General features: G+C 68.2%; 16 protein-coding genes. 8 read left to right on the plus strand and 8 right to left on the minus strand.

The window, feature by feature from the left end; genetic code table 11:
• Nucleotides 1-2 precede the first annotated feature (2 nt).
• Together C5B91_RS05025 and aroC are read right to left on the minus strand one after the other, a co-directional pair.
• A complete protein-coding gene (locus C5B91_RS05025; protein ID WP_115819174.1) occupies nucleotides 3-1,898 on the minus strand; it encodes a 2-oxoacid:acceptor oxidoreductase subunit alpha in 1,896 nt (631 codons plus the stop codon).
• A 200-nt stretch (nucleotides 1,899-2,098) separates the two neighbouring features.
• Complete coding sequence (gene aroC, locus C5B91_RS05030) at nucleotides 2,099-3,256, minus strand: chorismate synthase (protein WP_008093059.1); 1,158 nt, start codon at nucleotides 3,254-3,256, stop codon at nucleotides 2,099-2,101.
• 106 nt (nucleotides 3,257-3,362) lie between these two features.
• On the opposite strand from aroC, the gene C5B91_RS05035 reads away from it, so the two are divergent.
• Entirely contained in the window at nucleotides 3,363-3,884 is a 522-nt protein-coding gene (locus tag C5B91_RS05035; protein WP_115819175.1) for a DUF6653 family protein, read from the plus strand.
• Here C5B91_RS05035 and C5B91_RS05040 read toward each other — a convergent pair.
• Nucleotides 3,873-5,114, minus strand: coding sequence for an alkaline phosphatase family protein (locus tag C5B91_RS05040; RefSeq protein WP_115819176.1), 1,242 nt, complete (start codon nucleotides 5,112-5,114; stop codon nucleotides 3,873-3,875). The genes C5B91_RS05035 and C5B91_RS05040 overlap by 12 nt on opposite strands.
• Before the next feature lie 91 nt (nucleotides 5,115-5,205).
• Entirely contained in the window at nucleotides 5,206-6,498 is a 1,293-nt protein-coding gene (gene aroA, locus C5B91_RS05045) for a 3-phosphoshikimate 1-carboxyvinyltransferase (RefSeq protein ID WP_115819310.1), read from the minus strand.
• A 300-nt stretch (nucleotides 6,499-6,798) separates the two neighbouring features.
• Between aroA and C5B91_RS05050 the strand changes: the two genes are divergently transcribed.
• Complete coding sequence (locus tag C5B91_RS05050; protein WP_115819311.1) at nucleotides 6,799-7,974, plus strand: Xaa-Pro peptidase family protein; 1,176 nt, start codon at nucleotides 6,799-6,801, stop codon at nucleotides 7,972-7,974.
• 67 nt (nucleotides 7,975-8,041) lie between these two features.
• Here the strand turns inward: C5B91_RS05050 and C5B91_RS05055 are convergent, their stop codons facing one another.
• Both C5B91_RS05055 and C5B91_RS05060 read right to left on the minus strand, forming a co-directional pair.
• Nucleotides 8,042-8,563 (minus strand): hypothetical protein, encoded by a 522-nt coding sequence (locus C5B91_RS05055; protein ID WP_008093070.1) that lies wholly within the window; start codon nucleotides 8,561-8,563, stop codon nucleotides 8,042-8,044.
• A gap of 168 nt (nucleotides 8,564-8,731) precedes the next feature.
• Nucleotides 8,732-9,577: an NAD(P)-dependent oxidoreductase gene (locus C5B91_RS05060; protein WP_049913418.1), complete on the minus strand. Its 846-nt coding sequence runs from the start codon at nucleotides 9,575-9,577 to the stop codon at nucleotides 8,732-8,734.
• Nucleotides 9,578-9,722: 145 nt separating this feature from the next.
• Here C5B91_RS05060 and C5B91_RS05065 point away from each other — a divergent pair, with 145 nt between their 5' ends.
• The 5 genes from C5B91_RS05065 (at nucleotide 9,723) to C5B91_RS05080 (ending at nucleotide 13,464) form a co-directional block, all read left to right on the plus strand.
• Complete coding sequence (locus C5B91_RS05065) at nucleotides 9,723-10,535, plus strand: prephenate dehydrogenase/arogenate dehydrogenase family protein (protein ID WP_049968402.1); 813 nt, start codon at nucleotides 9,723-9,725, stop codon at nucleotides 10,533-10,535.
• An 88-nt stretch (nucleotides 10,536-10,623) separates the two neighbouring features.
• Nucleotides 10,624-12,027, plus strand: a complete 1,404-nt coding sequence (locus C5B91_RS05070; RefSeq protein WP_049968403.1) for a small ribosomal subunit Rsm22 family protein — start codon at nucleotides 10,624-10,626, stop codon at nucleotides 12,025-12,027.
• A gap of 84 nt (nucleotides 12,028-12,111) precedes the next feature.
• On the plus strand, nucleotides 12,112-12,903 hold the full coding sequence (surE, locus tag C5B91_RS05075; RefSeq protein WP_008093078.1) for a 5'/3'-nucleotidase SurE: 792 nt from the start codon (nucleotides 12,112-12,114) through the stop codon (nucleotides 12,901-12,903).
• 70 nt (nucleotides 12,904-12,973) lie between these two features.
• The gene (locus C5B91_RS22955) at nucleotides 12,974-13,099 is read left to right on the plus strand and encodes a hypothetical protein (RefSeq protein WP_255409901.1); all 126 of its coding nucleotides are present in this window, start codon (nucleotides 12,974-12,976) and stop codon (nucleotides 13,097-13,099) included.
• Between the two features lie 140 nt (nucleotides 13,100-13,239).
• Complete coding sequence (locus tag C5B91_RS05080) at nucleotides 13,240-13,464, plus strand: hypothetical protein (protein ID WP_115819177.1); 225 nt, start codon at nucleotides 13,240-13,242, stop codon at nucleotides 13,462-13,464.
• Nucleotides 13,465-13,468: 4 nt separating this feature from the next.
• Here the strand turns inward: C5B91_RS05080 and C5B91_RS22315 are convergent, their stop codons facing one another.
• Complete coding sequence (locus C5B91_RS22315; protein WP_199514391.1) at nucleotides 13,469-13,720, minus strand: hypothetical protein; 252 nt, start codon at nucleotides 13,718-13,720, stop codon at nucleotides 13,469-13,471.
• An 84-nt stretch (nucleotides 13,721-13,804) separates the two neighbouring features.
• Here C5B91_RS22315 and C5B91_RS05090 point away from each other — a divergent pair, with 84 nt between their 5' ends.
• Nucleotides 13,805-14,611 carry an aminoglycoside N(3)-acetyltransferase gene (locus C5B91_RS05090; protein WP_115819178.1) on the plus strand — a complete coding sequence of 269 codons (807 nt, stop codon included), beginning with the start codon at nucleotides 13,805-13,807 and terminating at the stop codon, nucleotides 14,609-14,611.
• A 66-nt stretch (nucleotides 14,612-14,677) separates the two neighbouring features.
• On the opposite strand, the gene C5B91_RS05095 is transcribed toward C5B91_RS05090, so the two are convergent.
• Entirely contained in the window at nucleotides 14,678-15,103 is a 426-nt protein-coding gene (locus C5B91_RS05095; protein ID WP_008093087.1) for an OsmC family protein, read from the minus strand.
• Nucleotides 15,104-15,158 lie beyond the last annotated feature (55 nt).

The following is a 15,158-nucleotide window of genomic DNA, read 5'->3' on the forward strand; positions in this document are numbered from 1 at the left end:
ATTTATTCACCCACCTTGGGGACGAACTTCGTGCGGTTGTCTGGGAGCTCCTCACCTTCGAGGAGCGCCGTCTCGAAGCCCTCGACGATGTCGGCGGGCTCGAACGGGTTGCCGTTGTACTTGAGGAGACTCGACATCTGGTCGCCGTAGCCGCCGAGTTCCTTGGAGATGAGTCCGCGGAACTGGGCGGAGGCGGTCATCTCGACGACGAGCGCCTCGTCGACGCTGTCGAGGAAGTCCGCGACCTCCTGTTTCGGGAACGGCATCATCTCGGAGACGCCGAGGACCTTGACCGAGTGGCCCTTCTCGTTGAGAACGTCGGCGGCCTCTTCGACGGTGCCCTGCTGGCTGCCGAAGGTGATGAGGCCGAGGTCGGCGTCTTCGTCGCCGTGGACCGTGTTGAACTCGCCGTCGGCGTCGAGTTCGGCGCGGATGTTGTCGACCTTCTGCATGCGGCGGTTCATCTGCGCGACGCGGTTCTCGGGGGACTCCGAGATGTGACCCGCGGGCATGTGCTCGTTACCCGTGGCGAGGTAGCGACCGCCCTTCTGGCCCGGCAGCGAACGCGGCGAGACGCCGTTTTCGGTGTCGTGCTGGAAGCGCTGGTACTTGCCGGAGTCGTCGTGCGGCGCGTCTTCGAGTTCCGCTTCCGTCAGGACCGAACCGAGGTCGGCGTTGGGCTCCTCGTCGAAGACCGAAGCCGGGACGTTCGAGAGTTCGCCCCCGAGCTTCTGGTCGTAGAGGACGATGGACGGAATCTGGTACTCGTAGGCGATCTGGAACGCCTTACGCGTCTGGTAGTACGCCTCGGCGGCGGTCCCGGGCGCGAAGACGATGCGGTGGGAGTCACCCTGCGAGGTGTACAGGACGTGTTCGAGGTCGGACTGCTCGGGCTTCGTCGGCATGCCCGTCGAGGGACCGGCGCGCATGGCCTCGACGAGGACGAGCGGCGTCTCGGTAATCTCCGCGAGACCGAGCGGCTCGGACATGAGCGAGAAGCCGCCACCGGAAGAGCCAGACATCGCCTTGACGCCCGCGTGGGAGGCACCGATTGCCAGCGCGGCCGCGGCGATTTCGTCCTCCACCTGCTCGGAGATGCCGCCGAGTTCGGGGAGGTTCTGGGTCATGATGGTGAAGACTTCCGTCCACGGGGTCATCGGGTAGCCCGCGATGAAGCGGCAGCCTTCGTCGATGGCACCGTACGCGATGGCGTCGGAGCCGGAGAGAAGCACCTGCTCTTCGTCGTGTTCGCCGGTCGGCGCGGACACGTCGGGAGCCTCGACGTCGTACTCCTCTTGGACCATCTCGTAGGCGTCGTCGAAGACGGTCAGGTTCGGTTCGAGAATCTTGTCCGGCATCGCGTCCGACATCAGGCTCTTGATGACGTCGGGTTCGATGTCGGCGATGGCGCACGTGACGGCGACACCGGCGGTGTTGCGCATGACCTCGCGACCGTGTTCGCGGGCGATGGTGCGCAGGTCGATGTCGTAGACGTGCCAGTTGTTCTCCTCGACGCGCTCGTCGAAGTCCTCGATTTCGGAGGCGTCGAGCAGACCGGAGTCGTAGACGATGACGCCGCCTTCGTTGAGTTCGTCGAGGTTCTCCGAGAGCGGCTTGATCTCCTCGTTGCCGTAGTAGGCACCTTCGCTCGGGTTGCGGGCGAAGGAGTCACCGAGCGCGAGGAGGAAGTTGTACCCGTCGCCGCGAGACTTGACGGGGTCTGCGCTCACGCGCACTTCGGTGTACGTGTGGCCACCGCGGATGCGCGATGGATAGTGGCGATGCGTGAAAACGTGTAGCCCCGCTCGCATCAGGGCTTTGGCGAAGTTCTGGCTCGTCGAGGCGATACCGTCACCGGAACCCCCTGCGATCCGCCAGATAAGTTCGTGGTCAGTCATATGTTGAGCTCACGGCCCCGCTGGGGCGCTACCTGAAAAGTTGGGGAGGGTCCGATTAAAGACTTTGCTATGGATTAACAAGGAAAGATAATGAAGGACTTAATATTGTTAAACTGACTCACCCTCCCACCGTCGAAAGTGGACGAACGGGCTATCACGCCCGCGGAATAGAGTGAACGATAACTCGGAATCGGTGGTCGCTACTCGTTGTCGGGACTCGACGGGTGGTACGGGGTGTCGTACTCGCCGGCCTGTCCGTCGAGGCGGTCGGGATTGATGCGTCCGCCGAGGAGCATGAAGTCGAGGATGGTCACGTAGAGCATCGCCTCGACGACCGGGACGCCGCGGGGCGGGAGGACGGGGTCGTGCCGGCCGACGACCTGAATCTCCTTTTCCTCGCCGGTCTCCCAGTCCACGGTCCGCTGTTTCTTCGGGATGGACGTGGGCGCGTGGAGCGTCAGTTCGCCGTACACCGGTTCGCCGGTCGTGATGCCGCCCTGGATGCCGCCGTGTTTGTTGCCGACGGGTCGGGGGTCGCCCTCTTCACTAAATTCCCAGTTCTCGTTGCGGTCGTGGCCGGTCCACTCGCGGGCCTCGCGGCCGAGGCCGAACTCGAACGCCGTCGCCGCCGGCACCGACATGAGCGCCTGTCCGAGCCGCGCCGAGAAAGAGTCGAACCGCGGCGCGCCGAGGCCGCGCGGGACGCCCTGCGCCTCGAAGTAAATCGAGCCGCCGATGGAGTCGCCTTCCTTCTGGTACTCCTCGATGAGTTCCTGCATCTCCGCCGCCGTCTCGGGGTGCGCACAGCGCACGTCGTTTTCCTCCGTGTGCTCGCGCAGGTCGTCGAAGGAGACCTCCGGCGCTTCCACGTCGCCGATCTGGTTCACGTGCGCCTTCACCTCGATGTCGTAGTCGCTCTGCTCGATGACCTGCTTCGCCACCGCGCCGGCGGCGACCCAGTTCACCGTCTCGCGCGCGGACGAGCGCCCGCCGCCGCCCCAGTTGCGCGTGCCGAACTTCGCCGAGTACGTGAAGTCGCCGTGCGAGGGCCGCGGCGCGGTCACGTAGGGTTCGTACTTGCCCGAGCGGGCGTCCTTGTTCTGGACGACCATCCCGATAGGCGTGCCCGTCGTGTAGCCGTCCTGCACGCCGGAGTTGACGACGACGGCGTCCGGTTCGCCGCGGCTCGTCGTAATCATCGACTGGCCCGGCTTCCGTCGGTCCAGTTCGTGCTGCACGTCTTCGACCGAGAGCTCCACGCCGGCGGGACAGCCGGACACCGTGACGCCCATCGCGTCGCCGTGGCTCTCGCCGTAGGTGGTCATCCGAAAGAGACGACCGAATTCGTTGCCGTTCATTACCCGCCCCTCGGGTGGCCGCCCATTTAGTGTTTGTAGAAAGGTGCAATCGTGGGCGGTGGTTCGGCGACCCCACGTTCATGGTCGACGACGACGAATCCGCCGTATGGAACCGACGCCCCCCACCGGCCCCGCCGCCTCCGACCTCGACTCCGACTCCGACGCCGCGTCCGGACTCCGCGGCCGCTTCGAAGCGGCGTTCTGGGAGCGCCACGCCAACCCGTGGAGCGCCGGCACGCGAATCCTCGTCTATCCCGTGTTGATGTACGCGGTCTACCGACGGGACCGCCGGCTCTTTCTCGCCGCCGTCGCGTTCACCGCGGTCAACCCGGTGTTGTTCCCGCGGCCCGCGCGCACGGACAACTACCTCAGCCGAATCGTCCTCGCCGAGCGCGAGTGGCTCGACGCCGAGCGCGGGACGATGGGCCTCGACTACCCGAACGTGCTCAACGTCCTCAACGTCCCGGTCACGCTCTACGCCTTCGTCTCGGCGATTCAGCGCAACCCGGTCGGCACGCTCCTCGGTACGCTCGGCGTGATGGTCCTCAAGCTCTGGTGGGTCGACGCCGTCGTGCGAGAGACGGGCGTGACGGGCCACGGCCCCGAGGAATCGAAGTCACCGGAGTGAGTCCAGTGTCGCCGTGGCAAACGGAATCAGCATCTCGTCGGGGTGGAGTCCGCCGTGCATGCCGACGAAGCCGAGGTTCCCCGGCTCCTCGTCGCCGTACCAGACGCCGAGGTTCCGGTGGACGACCACGAGGTCGCCGAGTCGTCGCTCGAACGTCGGCGAGGGGGCGGGGCCGAACAGTTCCCGCTCCAGCACCTCGCGCTTCCGGAACACCCGCGCGTCCAACTCGGTCGTGAGCAGGTCGTAGACCGGTTCGATTCGGTCGTCTCTCAGATGGAGGTGGACGTTCCGCGGGCTCCCCGAGAACCGAATCGGCGTCCCGTCCGTGAGCGTCCGCAGGTCGGAGACGAGGTCGAACGGCGGCTCCGAGAGGTCGGGGTTGCGCTCGGGGTCGGTGTCGACGAGGCCGTGGTCGGCGGTGAGACAGACGAGCGTCTCGCCCGCGTCGTCTTCGTCGGTCGCTTCCGCGAGCGTCGCTATCGCGTTCTCCACGCGGTCGAAGGTCTCGTCGACCGTCTCGTGGTACGCCTCGGAGTCGACGCCCTCAGTGTGCGCCACGGCGTCGGTCTGCGGGAGGTACGCGAAGACGTAGGACGGGTCCACGGCCGACTCGACCGCCTCCTCGAAGGCGTCCGAGAACGTCGAGAGGTCCTCCGGGTCGTAGGTGTGCGGGACCGTCTCCTCGGACGGGAACGGCGTCACGTGGTGCGTCTCGACGCCCGCGGCGGCGAGGTCGGGATAGACGCTCTCGCAGTCGGCCACGTCGGCGCGGTCGATTCGCTCCGGCTGGGTGCCGTCCTTCCGGAGGAAGGGCAGCGCCTCGAACATCTCGTCGGCGTCGGGGTCGTAGACGTTCCAGCCGACGACGCCGTGCTCCGACGGCAACGCTCCCGAGTGGAACGTGTTCATCGCGGCGGCCGTCTCCGACGGGAAGACGGTGGTGAGCGGGGTGACGCGGCCCGCGCGCTCGAACTCCCGGAGGAAGGGAATCCGATCGCGCTCGCCGTCCCACTGGGCGAGGCCGAAGCCGTCGACGAGGAAGACGATCACCCGTGACACGTCGTCGTAACCCGCGGTGGCTTCGGCGGGGAGCCGCGGTCCGACGTCCGCGCCGAGCAGGTCGGCGACGGTCCCCGGAATCCGCGAGAAACACCAGTCGTCGTAGGCCGGCAGGAGATAGTCGCCGTCCGACTGTCGCTCGCGGAGCGCCTGCGCGTCGGCGTCGAACATACCACGGTCGGCGTCCGGGCGGGCGAAAAAGATTTCGTCGGCCGGGGGCTCGGTGCCGCTCTGGCCAGCCGAGGTGGGCGGTGCGCCCCGGTCAGTTCTCGGTCATCTCGGCGCCGAGGTCGGACATCGCCTCGAAGAAGTTCGGGAACGACACGTCGACGTGCTCGCTGCCCGCAATCGTCGTCTCGCCGTCCGCGACGAGGCCGGCGACCGCGAGCGACATGACGATGCGGTGGTCGCCGCGGCCGTCGACCGCCGCGCCGACGAGGTCGGTCTCGCCGCCGTGAACCGTGAGCCTATCTTGTTGTTCGGTGACGTTCGCGCCCATCTTCGCGAGTTCCTCAGCCATCGCGCTCACGCGGTCGGTCTCCTTGTACCGGACGTGCTCGCAGTTCTCGATGACCGTGTCGCCGTCGGCGATAGCCCCGAGGACCGCGATGGTCGGGAGCAGGTCGGGCGTGTCGCCCACGTCCACGGTCGTGCCGGTCAGGTCGGCCGCGGAGACGGTCAGTTCGCCCGCGTCCTCGTCCCAGTCCACCGTCGCGCCCATGTCGCGGACGATGTCGACGATGGCGCTGTCGCCCTGTGCGGACGGGCGCGCGCCCTCGATGACAACGTCTTCGCCCTCAGCGCCCGCGACCGCGCCGGCCGCGAGCAGGTAGGAGATAGACGAGAAGTCGCCGGGGACGCTGTACGCGCCGCCCTCGGGGGCGTACGACTGGCCGCCGGGAACGGAAAAGCCGTCGTCGGTCCGGGTCGCTTCCACGCCGAAGTCGGTGAGGAGTTCGAGCGTGATATCGACGTACGGCGAGGACTTGAGTTCGGTCGTGAGTTCGACGTCGATGCCCTCCTCTGTGACCGCGCCGGCCATGAGGAGCGCGGTGATGAACTGCGAGGACACGTCGCCGGGAATCTCGACGGTGCCGCCGGTCATGCCGTCGCCGACGACGAGCGGGGCCTGCCCGTTTCGGCGCGTGCTCTCGGCGCGGCCGTCGAGGTCGAAGACGGCGTCGAGAAGCGGGCCGTGGGGGCGCGACCGGAGCGAGGCGTCGCCCGTGAGGACCGTCAGACCGTCGCCGAGGGCCGCACAGCCGGTGACGAGGCGCATCGTCGTCCCCGAGTTCTCGCAGTTGACTACGTCGCCGGGCGTGCCCGGGCGACCGCCGAAGCCGGCGACCTCGACCGTCTGGCCGTCGCGGTCGACCGACCCACCGAAGGCCTCGACCGCGCGCATGGTCGCCTTGGTGTCGGCGCTGACGAGCGCGTCGCGGACGACCGCCTCGTCGCTGTAGCCCGCGGCGAGGACGGCTCTGTGGGTGTAACTCTTCGACGGCGGCGCTCGGGTGCGTCCGGCGACCCGAGACGGGGAGACGTGCGCGTCCATACGCGAGGGGTCGGCAGGGTCCGGTATCAGGGTACCGGACGCGGCGACGTTCTCCCGGACGGCGACGGAGGCGCGGTCACTCGGTTTCTTGTTTGCCAACAAACATATATCGCGGGCGAGCGTACTGTGTTCGGGATGAGCGCCGCGGGCCGCGGCGTTCCGCCGCACCCCGCGCGCGACGAGTTCCGGCGGCCGATTCGCGGCGCGTCTCCCGCCCGAAGAGGCGTGTCGCGGAGTCGATACCGGAACCCGCCGACCGCGACGCGAGAGCTTTACTACCGGCCGGGCGAACCCCGGAGTATGGAACCCGATTTCTCACCGCTGGCCGAGTTCCTCGGCGACGAGTTCGACGGCTATCTCATCTCGGCCGACGGGAGCGACTCCAACCAGCTGTACCTCTCTGGGTTCGACGCGCCGGACCCGTACGTGACGCTCTACACGCCGGAGGGAATCCACCTCCTCGTCTCGACGCTGGAGTTCGGCCGCGCGAAGAAAGAGAGCCGCGCCGACACCGTCTCGCGGCTCTCCGACTACGACTACCGCGACAAGCACGCCGAACACGGGGCAGTCGTCGGGAAGGCGAAGACGGTCGCGGCGTTCCTCGCCGACTACGGGGTCGGGTCGCTCGCGGTCCCCGCGGACTTCCCGCTCGGCACCGCCGACGCCCTGCGCGAGGAGGGCGTCACAGTCGAGGCCGAGGCCGACGACGTGCTCACGAACATCCGCGCGGTGAAGTCCGACGAGGAAGTCGAGCACATCCACGCCGCACAGGACGCCAACGAGGCCGCGATGCGGGCCGCCGAGGGCCTCATCCGCGCCGCCGACGTGGCCGAGGACGGCACGCTCACCTACGAGAGCGACCCGTTGACGAGCGAGCGCGTCAGGGAGGAAATCGAGGTGACGCTCCTGCGACACGGCTGCGCCCTCGACGAGACCATCGTCGCCTGCGGGGCCGACGCCGCCGACCCGCACGACCGCGGGAGCGGCCCGCTGCACGCCGACGAGGCCGTCATCATCGACATCTTCCCGCGCGACAAGGAGACGAAGTACAACGGCGACATGACCCGGACGTTCGTGAAAGGCGAGCCGTCGCCCGAGATACGCGAGTGGTTCGACCTCACCGAGGAGGCGTTCGAGGCCGCTCTCGACGCCGTCGAGCCGGGCGCGACCGGTAAGGACGTACACGATGCCGTCTGCGACGTGTACGAGGCGGCCGGCGAGAGCACGCTCCGCGCCGACCCCTCGGCCGAGACCGGATTCATCCACAGCACGGGTCACGGCGTCGGCCTCGACGTGCACGAACTCCCGTCGCTGAGCCCGAGCGGCGAGGAGCTTCGCCCCGGTCACGTCATCACCATCGAGCCGGGGCTGTACGACCCCGAAATCGGCGGCGTCAGAATCGAAGACCTCGTCGTCGTCACCGAAGACGGCTACGAGAACCTGACTGAGTACCCGGTCGAACTCGTCGTCGAGTAGCCGGCGCGAGAACGCGGAATCGGAACGAGCGCCGAATCCGAATCCGAATCGGCGTCGGCGGAGAAAATCAGCTATCGAGGGCGTTGTCGCCGGTCGAGCCGCAAGCGGCGGGCGCGTCGGTCCAGCCGGAGTTGGCCTCGCGCCACTGTTTTAGCAGGTCTTCCAGCGCATCGCCCGTCTCGGGCGTGAGTACGCCCGCTGCCTGCCGGACGACCGTCCCGTCCTCGATGAAGAGCGCGTAGATGTTGCCCTCGCCGAGCAGTCCGAGACGGCGCTGGAGCGCGGTCTTGTCCACCCGCGCGATGAGCGCGTTGTCGTGGGTGCGGCTCCGAGCGGCACCCGGCGACATTCCGCCGCCGGACATCGGTGGCATCATCCCGCTCCGTCCGCCGAGGACGAGCAGTTCGTAGTACTCGAAGTGTCCGTACGTCTCGCACAACTCCTTTGCGAACCCGCGCCACGACCCGACCAGCGACTGCTGGCGGCGGTCGAAACTGATGAGCACGAGCGTCTGTTCACCCTCTAAGTCGTCCGGCAGGACGACTTTCTGGCCGCTCGTATCTCGTGTCGGGAGGCGAGGGAACTCCATGGGCTAGGCGATTCTCCACCAGTAGATAAGTCTAATTGCCGATTCGACAAACCGTCGCGTCGAGAGGACTGTCTCTCTAGCTGCGACGACGTATGAACTCATCGCGAGTGGTTTCGAGTTCATTCGTTATAAACGTCCGCTCCCGAGACTCAGCGCCGATAATCGGGGTCAGCGTTCGTATTCGGGGTCGAACAGTTGGGCCGACATCGGTCCCGGTTCGCTTCCCTCGACGACGGCGTACGAAGAGAGGTCGTCGACGCCCGCCTCGGACAGCAGTTCCTCGTCGTAGAACGCGTTACCGGTGCAGTCAGTCGGGTCGCGCGAGAACAACTCGGCGACGGCGTCGCACAGTATCTGCGGGGTGCGCCAGTCCTCGGGCGTGCCCATCCCGAAGTGTCGCGTCGCCTCGGACTCGATGGCGGAGACCGGCCACAGCGCGTTCACGCCGATGTCGTCGGCGTCGAGTTCGCCCGCGAGCGACTGCGCGATGAACGTCATGCCGTACTTCGAGAGCGCGTAGGCGACCTTGCCCGGGGCGGGGCGAGCGGGCATCGGCGGCGAGAAGGTGACCACGTGGGCGTGGTCGCTCTCGCGGAGGTGCGGGAGCGCGGCGTGCGTCGTCGCGTACGCCCCGCGGGCGTTCACGTCCATGAGGAGGTCGAACCGCTTCGGCGGCGTGTCCTCGAAGCCCGCGATGTGAATCGCGCCCGCGTTGTTGACGACGAAGTCGATGCCGCCGAAGGCGTCGACCGTCTCGTCGATTGCGGTCTGCACGGAGGCGTCGTCACGCACGTCGAGTTGACACCAGATGGAGTCGCCGCCGCGCTCGCGTATCTCCTCCGTCGTCTCGACGATGGTCCCGGGGAGGTCCTCGCGCCCGTCGACGGTCTTGCCCGTGGAGACGACGTTTGCGCCCCGGTCGGCCAAGTCGAGCGCGATGGCCTTCCCGATGCCGCGACTGGTTCCCGTGATGAAGGCCGTCCGACCCTCGAAATCCACATCATCGAATGCCATAGTTTCTTATCGGTCATCGACCACTTGATGGTTCGTACACCGGGCGTCGGTTGAACGTGGTTTGCGGGTCGGGTGCAGGTGGGCGTCTCGCCACACCCGCCGCCACCGATTCCCTTTTGGCCGCTGCACCTCCACACCCGTACCGATGGACGTGCTCATCGTCGGCGCGGGCGCAATGGGACGCTGGTTCGGCCGCACCGTCGACGCCGACCTCGCGTTCGCCGACGCGGACCCCGAGAGCGCGGTCGCCGCAGCGGACGCGCTGGGTGGCCGGGCGGTCCCGCTGGACGGCGACGAGCGGTTCGACGTGGTCTGTCTCGCAGTTCCGATGCGACTCGCGGCCGACGCCGTCGCCGACAACGCCCACCGCGCGGACGCCGCGATGTGCGACGTGACCGGCGCGATGAAACCGCCGGTGGCGGCGATGCGCGACCACCTCCCCGACCGCGAGCGACTCAGCCTCCACCCGCTTTTCGCCCCGCACAACGCCCCCGGCAACGTCGCCGCCGTCGCCGACGAATCGGGGCCGAAGACGGACGCCCTGCTCGCCGACCTCGACGCGGCCGGCAACCGCGTCTTCGAGACGACGCCCGAGGAACACGACGCGGCGATGGAGACGGTGCAGGCGGCCGCCCACGCCGCCGTCCTCGCGTTCGGGCTCGCCGCCGACGACGTGCGCGAGGAGTTCGCCACGCCGATTTCCGCCGCGCTCGACGAACTCGTCGCCTCGGTGTCCGGCGGCACCCCGCGCGTGTACGCGGACATCCAATCTTCGTTCGGCGGCGGGGCCGACCGCGTCGCCGACGCGGCCCGCGCGCTCGCCGCGGCCGACGACGAGGCGTTCGCCGACCTCTACCGGCGCGTCTCCCGCGGCGACACCGGAGTCGGCGCGGGAGCCGACCGCGTCGCCGACGACCGCACCCGCGACCAGACCGACAAGCACGACCCTATCGAGTGACGAGTGAAGGGAGACACCGACGCCGACGCCCCGCCGCGGGCCCGATTCCCGCCGCGCGGGCGGCGGCGACTCGCTCCACAGCCCACCGATGATAGACAGAGACGCCGTCCGCGACAACGCGAAGTACCTCAGAAACGTCCGCCCCATCGACCCCGACGAGATAGCCGAGTACATCGAGGGCGCGCCGCACCCCGCCGTGGTGAAACAGACGCTCCGCGAGGAGGCCCACGACCTCGGCCTCTTCGAGCGCGACGACGGCACGTTCGTCCCCGCGAACGACGACCCCGCGCCGGTTCAGCACTGGTCGCCCGCGGCTTTCCCCGACGACTACTCCTTCGCCCTCGAAGACCTGCTCATCGGGCGCTACGGCGCGAACTGGCACGTCGGCGACTCCGGCGACCGCCTCCGGGAGCGCGTCCGCCAGCTCAAGGAGGACTACTACCGGGGCACCCCCGTCGAGTACGACGAGGACGCCGCGCTCGGCTACGGGATCTACCACCTCCCGGACTACTACGCCGCCGTCGGCTACGTCCTCTCGGACCTCGCTGAACGGAGCCTACTCCCCCGTAACCCTCGCGTGCTCGACGTGGGTGCCGGAACCGGCGGCCCCGCGCTCGGTCTGCACGACTACCTCCCCGACGACGCCGTCGTCGACTACCACGCGGTCGAACCGAGCGCCTCCGCCGACGTGCTCGACCGGATGCTCGGCGAGACGCGCCGGAACTTCCGGACGACCGTCCACCGCGAGACCGCCGAGGCGTTCGACCCCGACGGCGAGTACGATATCGTCCTCTTCGCCAGCGTCCTGAGCGAGCTCGACGACCCCGTCGCGGTCGTCGAGAAGTACCTCGACGCCCTCGCCGACGACGGCGCAATCGTCGCCATCGCGCCGGCGGACAGAAACACGAGCATCGGTCTCCGCGAGGTCGAACGTGAGGTCGCGCCCGCCGACGGCGACGTGACCGTGTACTCGCCGACGCTCCGTCTCTGGGACGGCTACGCGCCCTCGGACCGGGGCTGGTCGTTCGACGTGAAGCCCGACCTCGACGTGCCGGGGTTCCAGCGCCGCCTCGACGAGGGTCGCGACGGCGACGAGGACGAGGGAACCTTCGTCAACGTGGACGTGCAGTACTCCTACAGCGTCCTCCGGACCGACGGCGAGCGCCGCCTCGACGTTCGCGGGAACCCCGCGCGGTTCGCCAAGATGGCCGAGATGGAGCGCCACGTCACGAACCGCATCGACCTCCTCGCGGTCAAACTGAGCCACGACCTCTCGGAGGGCAACAACCAGGTGTTCAAAATCGGCGACGGCAGCGAGGCGGTCGACCACTACGCCGTCCGCACGCGCGAGACCGTGCTGAACGCCGATGTGGCCGACGCCGACTACGGCGACGTGCTCGTCTTCGAGAACGTCCTCGCGCTCTGGAACGACGACGAAGAGGCGTACAACCTCGTCGTCGACGACGAGACGCTCGTCGACCGCGTCGCCTGAGCGGGGCGCGTCGGCCGCCGCCGTTCCTCGGGACACGTTGCGTCCGACGGGTGGCTTTTTGCGCGCTCCGTCCCCAGTCGGACCATGAGCGAACCCAGCATCCTCCTCACCAACGACGACGGCATCGAGAGCGTCGGCTTCCGCGCGCTCTACGACGCCCTCTCGGAGTTCGCCGACGTGACGGCGGTCGCGCCCGCGACGGACCAGAGCGCGGTCGGCCGGAAGATGTCCACCGACGCGGTCGTCACCGAGCACGAACTCGGCTACGCGCTGGAGGGGACGCCAGCCGACTGCACGGTCGCCGGCCTGGAGGCGCTGTGTCCCGACGTGGACATGGTCGTTTCCGGCATCAACAAGGGAGCCAACATCGGCGCGTACGTCCTCGGCCGGTCGGGAACCGTCAGCGCCGCCGTCGAGGCCGCGTTCTTCGACGTGCCCGCCATCGCCCTCTCGCTGTACGTCCCCGCCGGCGGCGACCTGCCGTGGCACGAGAAGGCGACCGACCCGCGGGACTTCCGCGAGGCGACCCACGCGGCCTCGTACCTCGTCAAACACGCCGAGCCGGCCGGCGTCTTCGACCAGTGCGACTACCTCAACGTCAACGCGCCCATGCGCGACCCCAGCGGCGACCCCGCGGACATGCAGGTGACGGTTCCCTCGGAGCTGTACGACATGACCGCAGAGTTCGAAAACGGGACCGTGAAGCTCCACGACCGCGTCTGGGAGCGGATGCGAACCGGAGACATCCCGGACCCCGACGGCACCGACCGCCGGGCCGTCGTCGAGGGCCGCGTGTCGGTCTCGCCGCTGACCGCGCCGCACACGACCCACCGCCACGAGGCGCTGGACGCGCTCGCCGAGACGTATCTGGAGTAGGCCGAGCGTCGAGCGTCGTCCGGTGGCAACAAAGCGTATATCCGAGGGTCCTGAAACGCCGACGAGACCGATGACCCCGTTTCTCCAAGCCGCCGAGTCGGGCAGCGTCACCGGCTTTCTCGTCACTATCGCGGTGCTGTTTAGCATCCCGCTCGTCATCCTCCTCCTCGGACGGCTGTTCGAACAGTTCTTCTGAGGTCCGCGACTGCAGAACACCTGCCGACCGGACGGGACGGTTCATGTGGCGGTTCACGAGACGATTCACGTCACTGCACCTCCCACGCGACCCGACTTTCCACCGTCGCCTTTTCAACCCATTAGTATGGGTTAGTTAACATGAACCGCAACGAACTCAACGAGTATCTGAAACAGCGGCCGCTCTTGGGAGGTCTCTGGGTCGTCGCGGTGCTCGGTGCGGGTACGCTGCTGTGGCTGAAACTGCTCCGACCGGCGCAGTCGGTCGTCGACATCGTTTCGAACACCGGCTACCAGTTCGTCTTTCTCGTGATGGGCGGACTCTGTTACGTGACCTACGTCGGCTTCTCTCGGGGAGTGAACTGATTCCTCACTCCGCCGCCGCCCGCCGACTGTCGACCAGCAGTTTGTACGCGAGGCCGACGACCCCGGCGAACATCGCGAGCGCCCCGGCGAGTGAGGCGACGATTCCGAGAGCGAACATCAGCCCGAACCCGTAGCCTGCGAGGGCGAAACTGCCGACGGCTAGCAACACCCAGCCGCCGGCGATGACGGCAAAGAGCGCGATGGCGTCGTCTTCGGTCGCGTAGCGGAGGGCGTCGCGGGCGGAGACGCGTGACATGTCGAACGCGTCGCCGGGGGCGAACCTGGTCCTTTCGGTCGGCCGACACCAAAGATTGAATCCCGGGCCGGCCGACGGACGCGTATGTCCGAAGCAGATGCGGTCGAGCGCGTCGACGAGCCGGGAACCGTCGAGTCGCTCGCCGCGGACCTCCGCTCGCTCGGCGTCGCGGCCGGCGACACCCTCCTCGTGCACTCGTCGCTCAGTTCGATCGGCTGGGTCGCCGGCGGCCCGCAAGCGGTCGTGGACGCCCTCCAGACGGTGCTGACCGACGACGGGACGCTGGTCATGCCGACCCACACGGGCCAGTACACCGACCCGTCGGCGTGGGAGAACCCGCCGGTCCCCGACGACTGGGTGGAAACCATCGGCGAGTCGATGCCGCCGTTCCGCCCCGGCGTGACGCCCACCCGCGGAATGGGCGCGATACCCGAGTGCTTCCGCAACTACCCCGGCGTCGTCCGCAGCGAGCATCCGACGGTCTCCTTCGCGGCGTGGGGCGCGGCTGCCGAAGCGATAGCCGCTGACCACGAACTCGATTACGGCCTCGGCGACGGGTCACCGCTGGCTCGGGTGTACGACCGCGGCGGCGACGTGCTCCTGCTCGGCGTCGGCCACGGGAACGACACCTCGCTCCACCTCGCCGAACACCGTGCGGACTTCGAAAAGACGCGGACGACGGAGCGCGCGCCGCTGCTCCGAGACGGCGAGCGCGTCGTCGTCGAGTACGAGGACATCGAAGTCGAGACCGACGACTTCGAGGAAGTCGGCGAGGCGTTCGAGACGGCCGTCGGCGCGACAGACGGGTCGGTCGCGGCCGCGCAGGCGACGCTCCTCGACCAGCCCGCGCTGGTCGACTTCGCCGAAGACTGGTTCGAGTCGAACCGCTGAGCCGAGGGCGCGGTCGACTCGGTCGGTTCGCGACGCCGGACGCGATGCCGAATTCGACGCGCCCGCTCAGGCGAGCGTCGCGGTCAGCGTGATTTCCGGCCCGGCGAGCGCCTTCGACACCGGACAGCTCTCCTTCGCGCGCTGGGCGAGTTCGGCGAACGTCTCCTCGTCGATGTCGGGCACGTCGGCGTCGAGCGTCAGGTCGATGCGAGAGATTTCGAAGCCGCCGCCGTCGGCCGGGTCGAGGTGCACGTCGGCCGCGGTGTGGAGGCTCGTCGGCGCGTAGCCCTCACCTTCGAGGAACGCGGTCAACTGCATCGAGAAGCAGCCGGAGTGGGCCGCGCCGATGAGTTCCTCGGGGTTCGACCCGGGTTCGTCCTCGAACCGCGTCGGGAACGTGAACGTCCCCTCGACGGTCCCGCTCTCCGTCGAGAACTCGCCGCTGCCGTCTTTGCCACCGGTCCACGTCGTCTCAGCTTTGTGCGTGGGCATCTCACGCACGCCTACGGTCGCCAACGATATGGAGATGACGGCGAACGGCGCGTTC

Source organism: Haloferax sp. Atlit-10N, assembly GCF_003586325.1.
Lineage (GTDB): Archaea > Halobacteriota > Halobacteria > Halobacteriales > Haloferacaceae > Haloferax > Haloferax prahovense.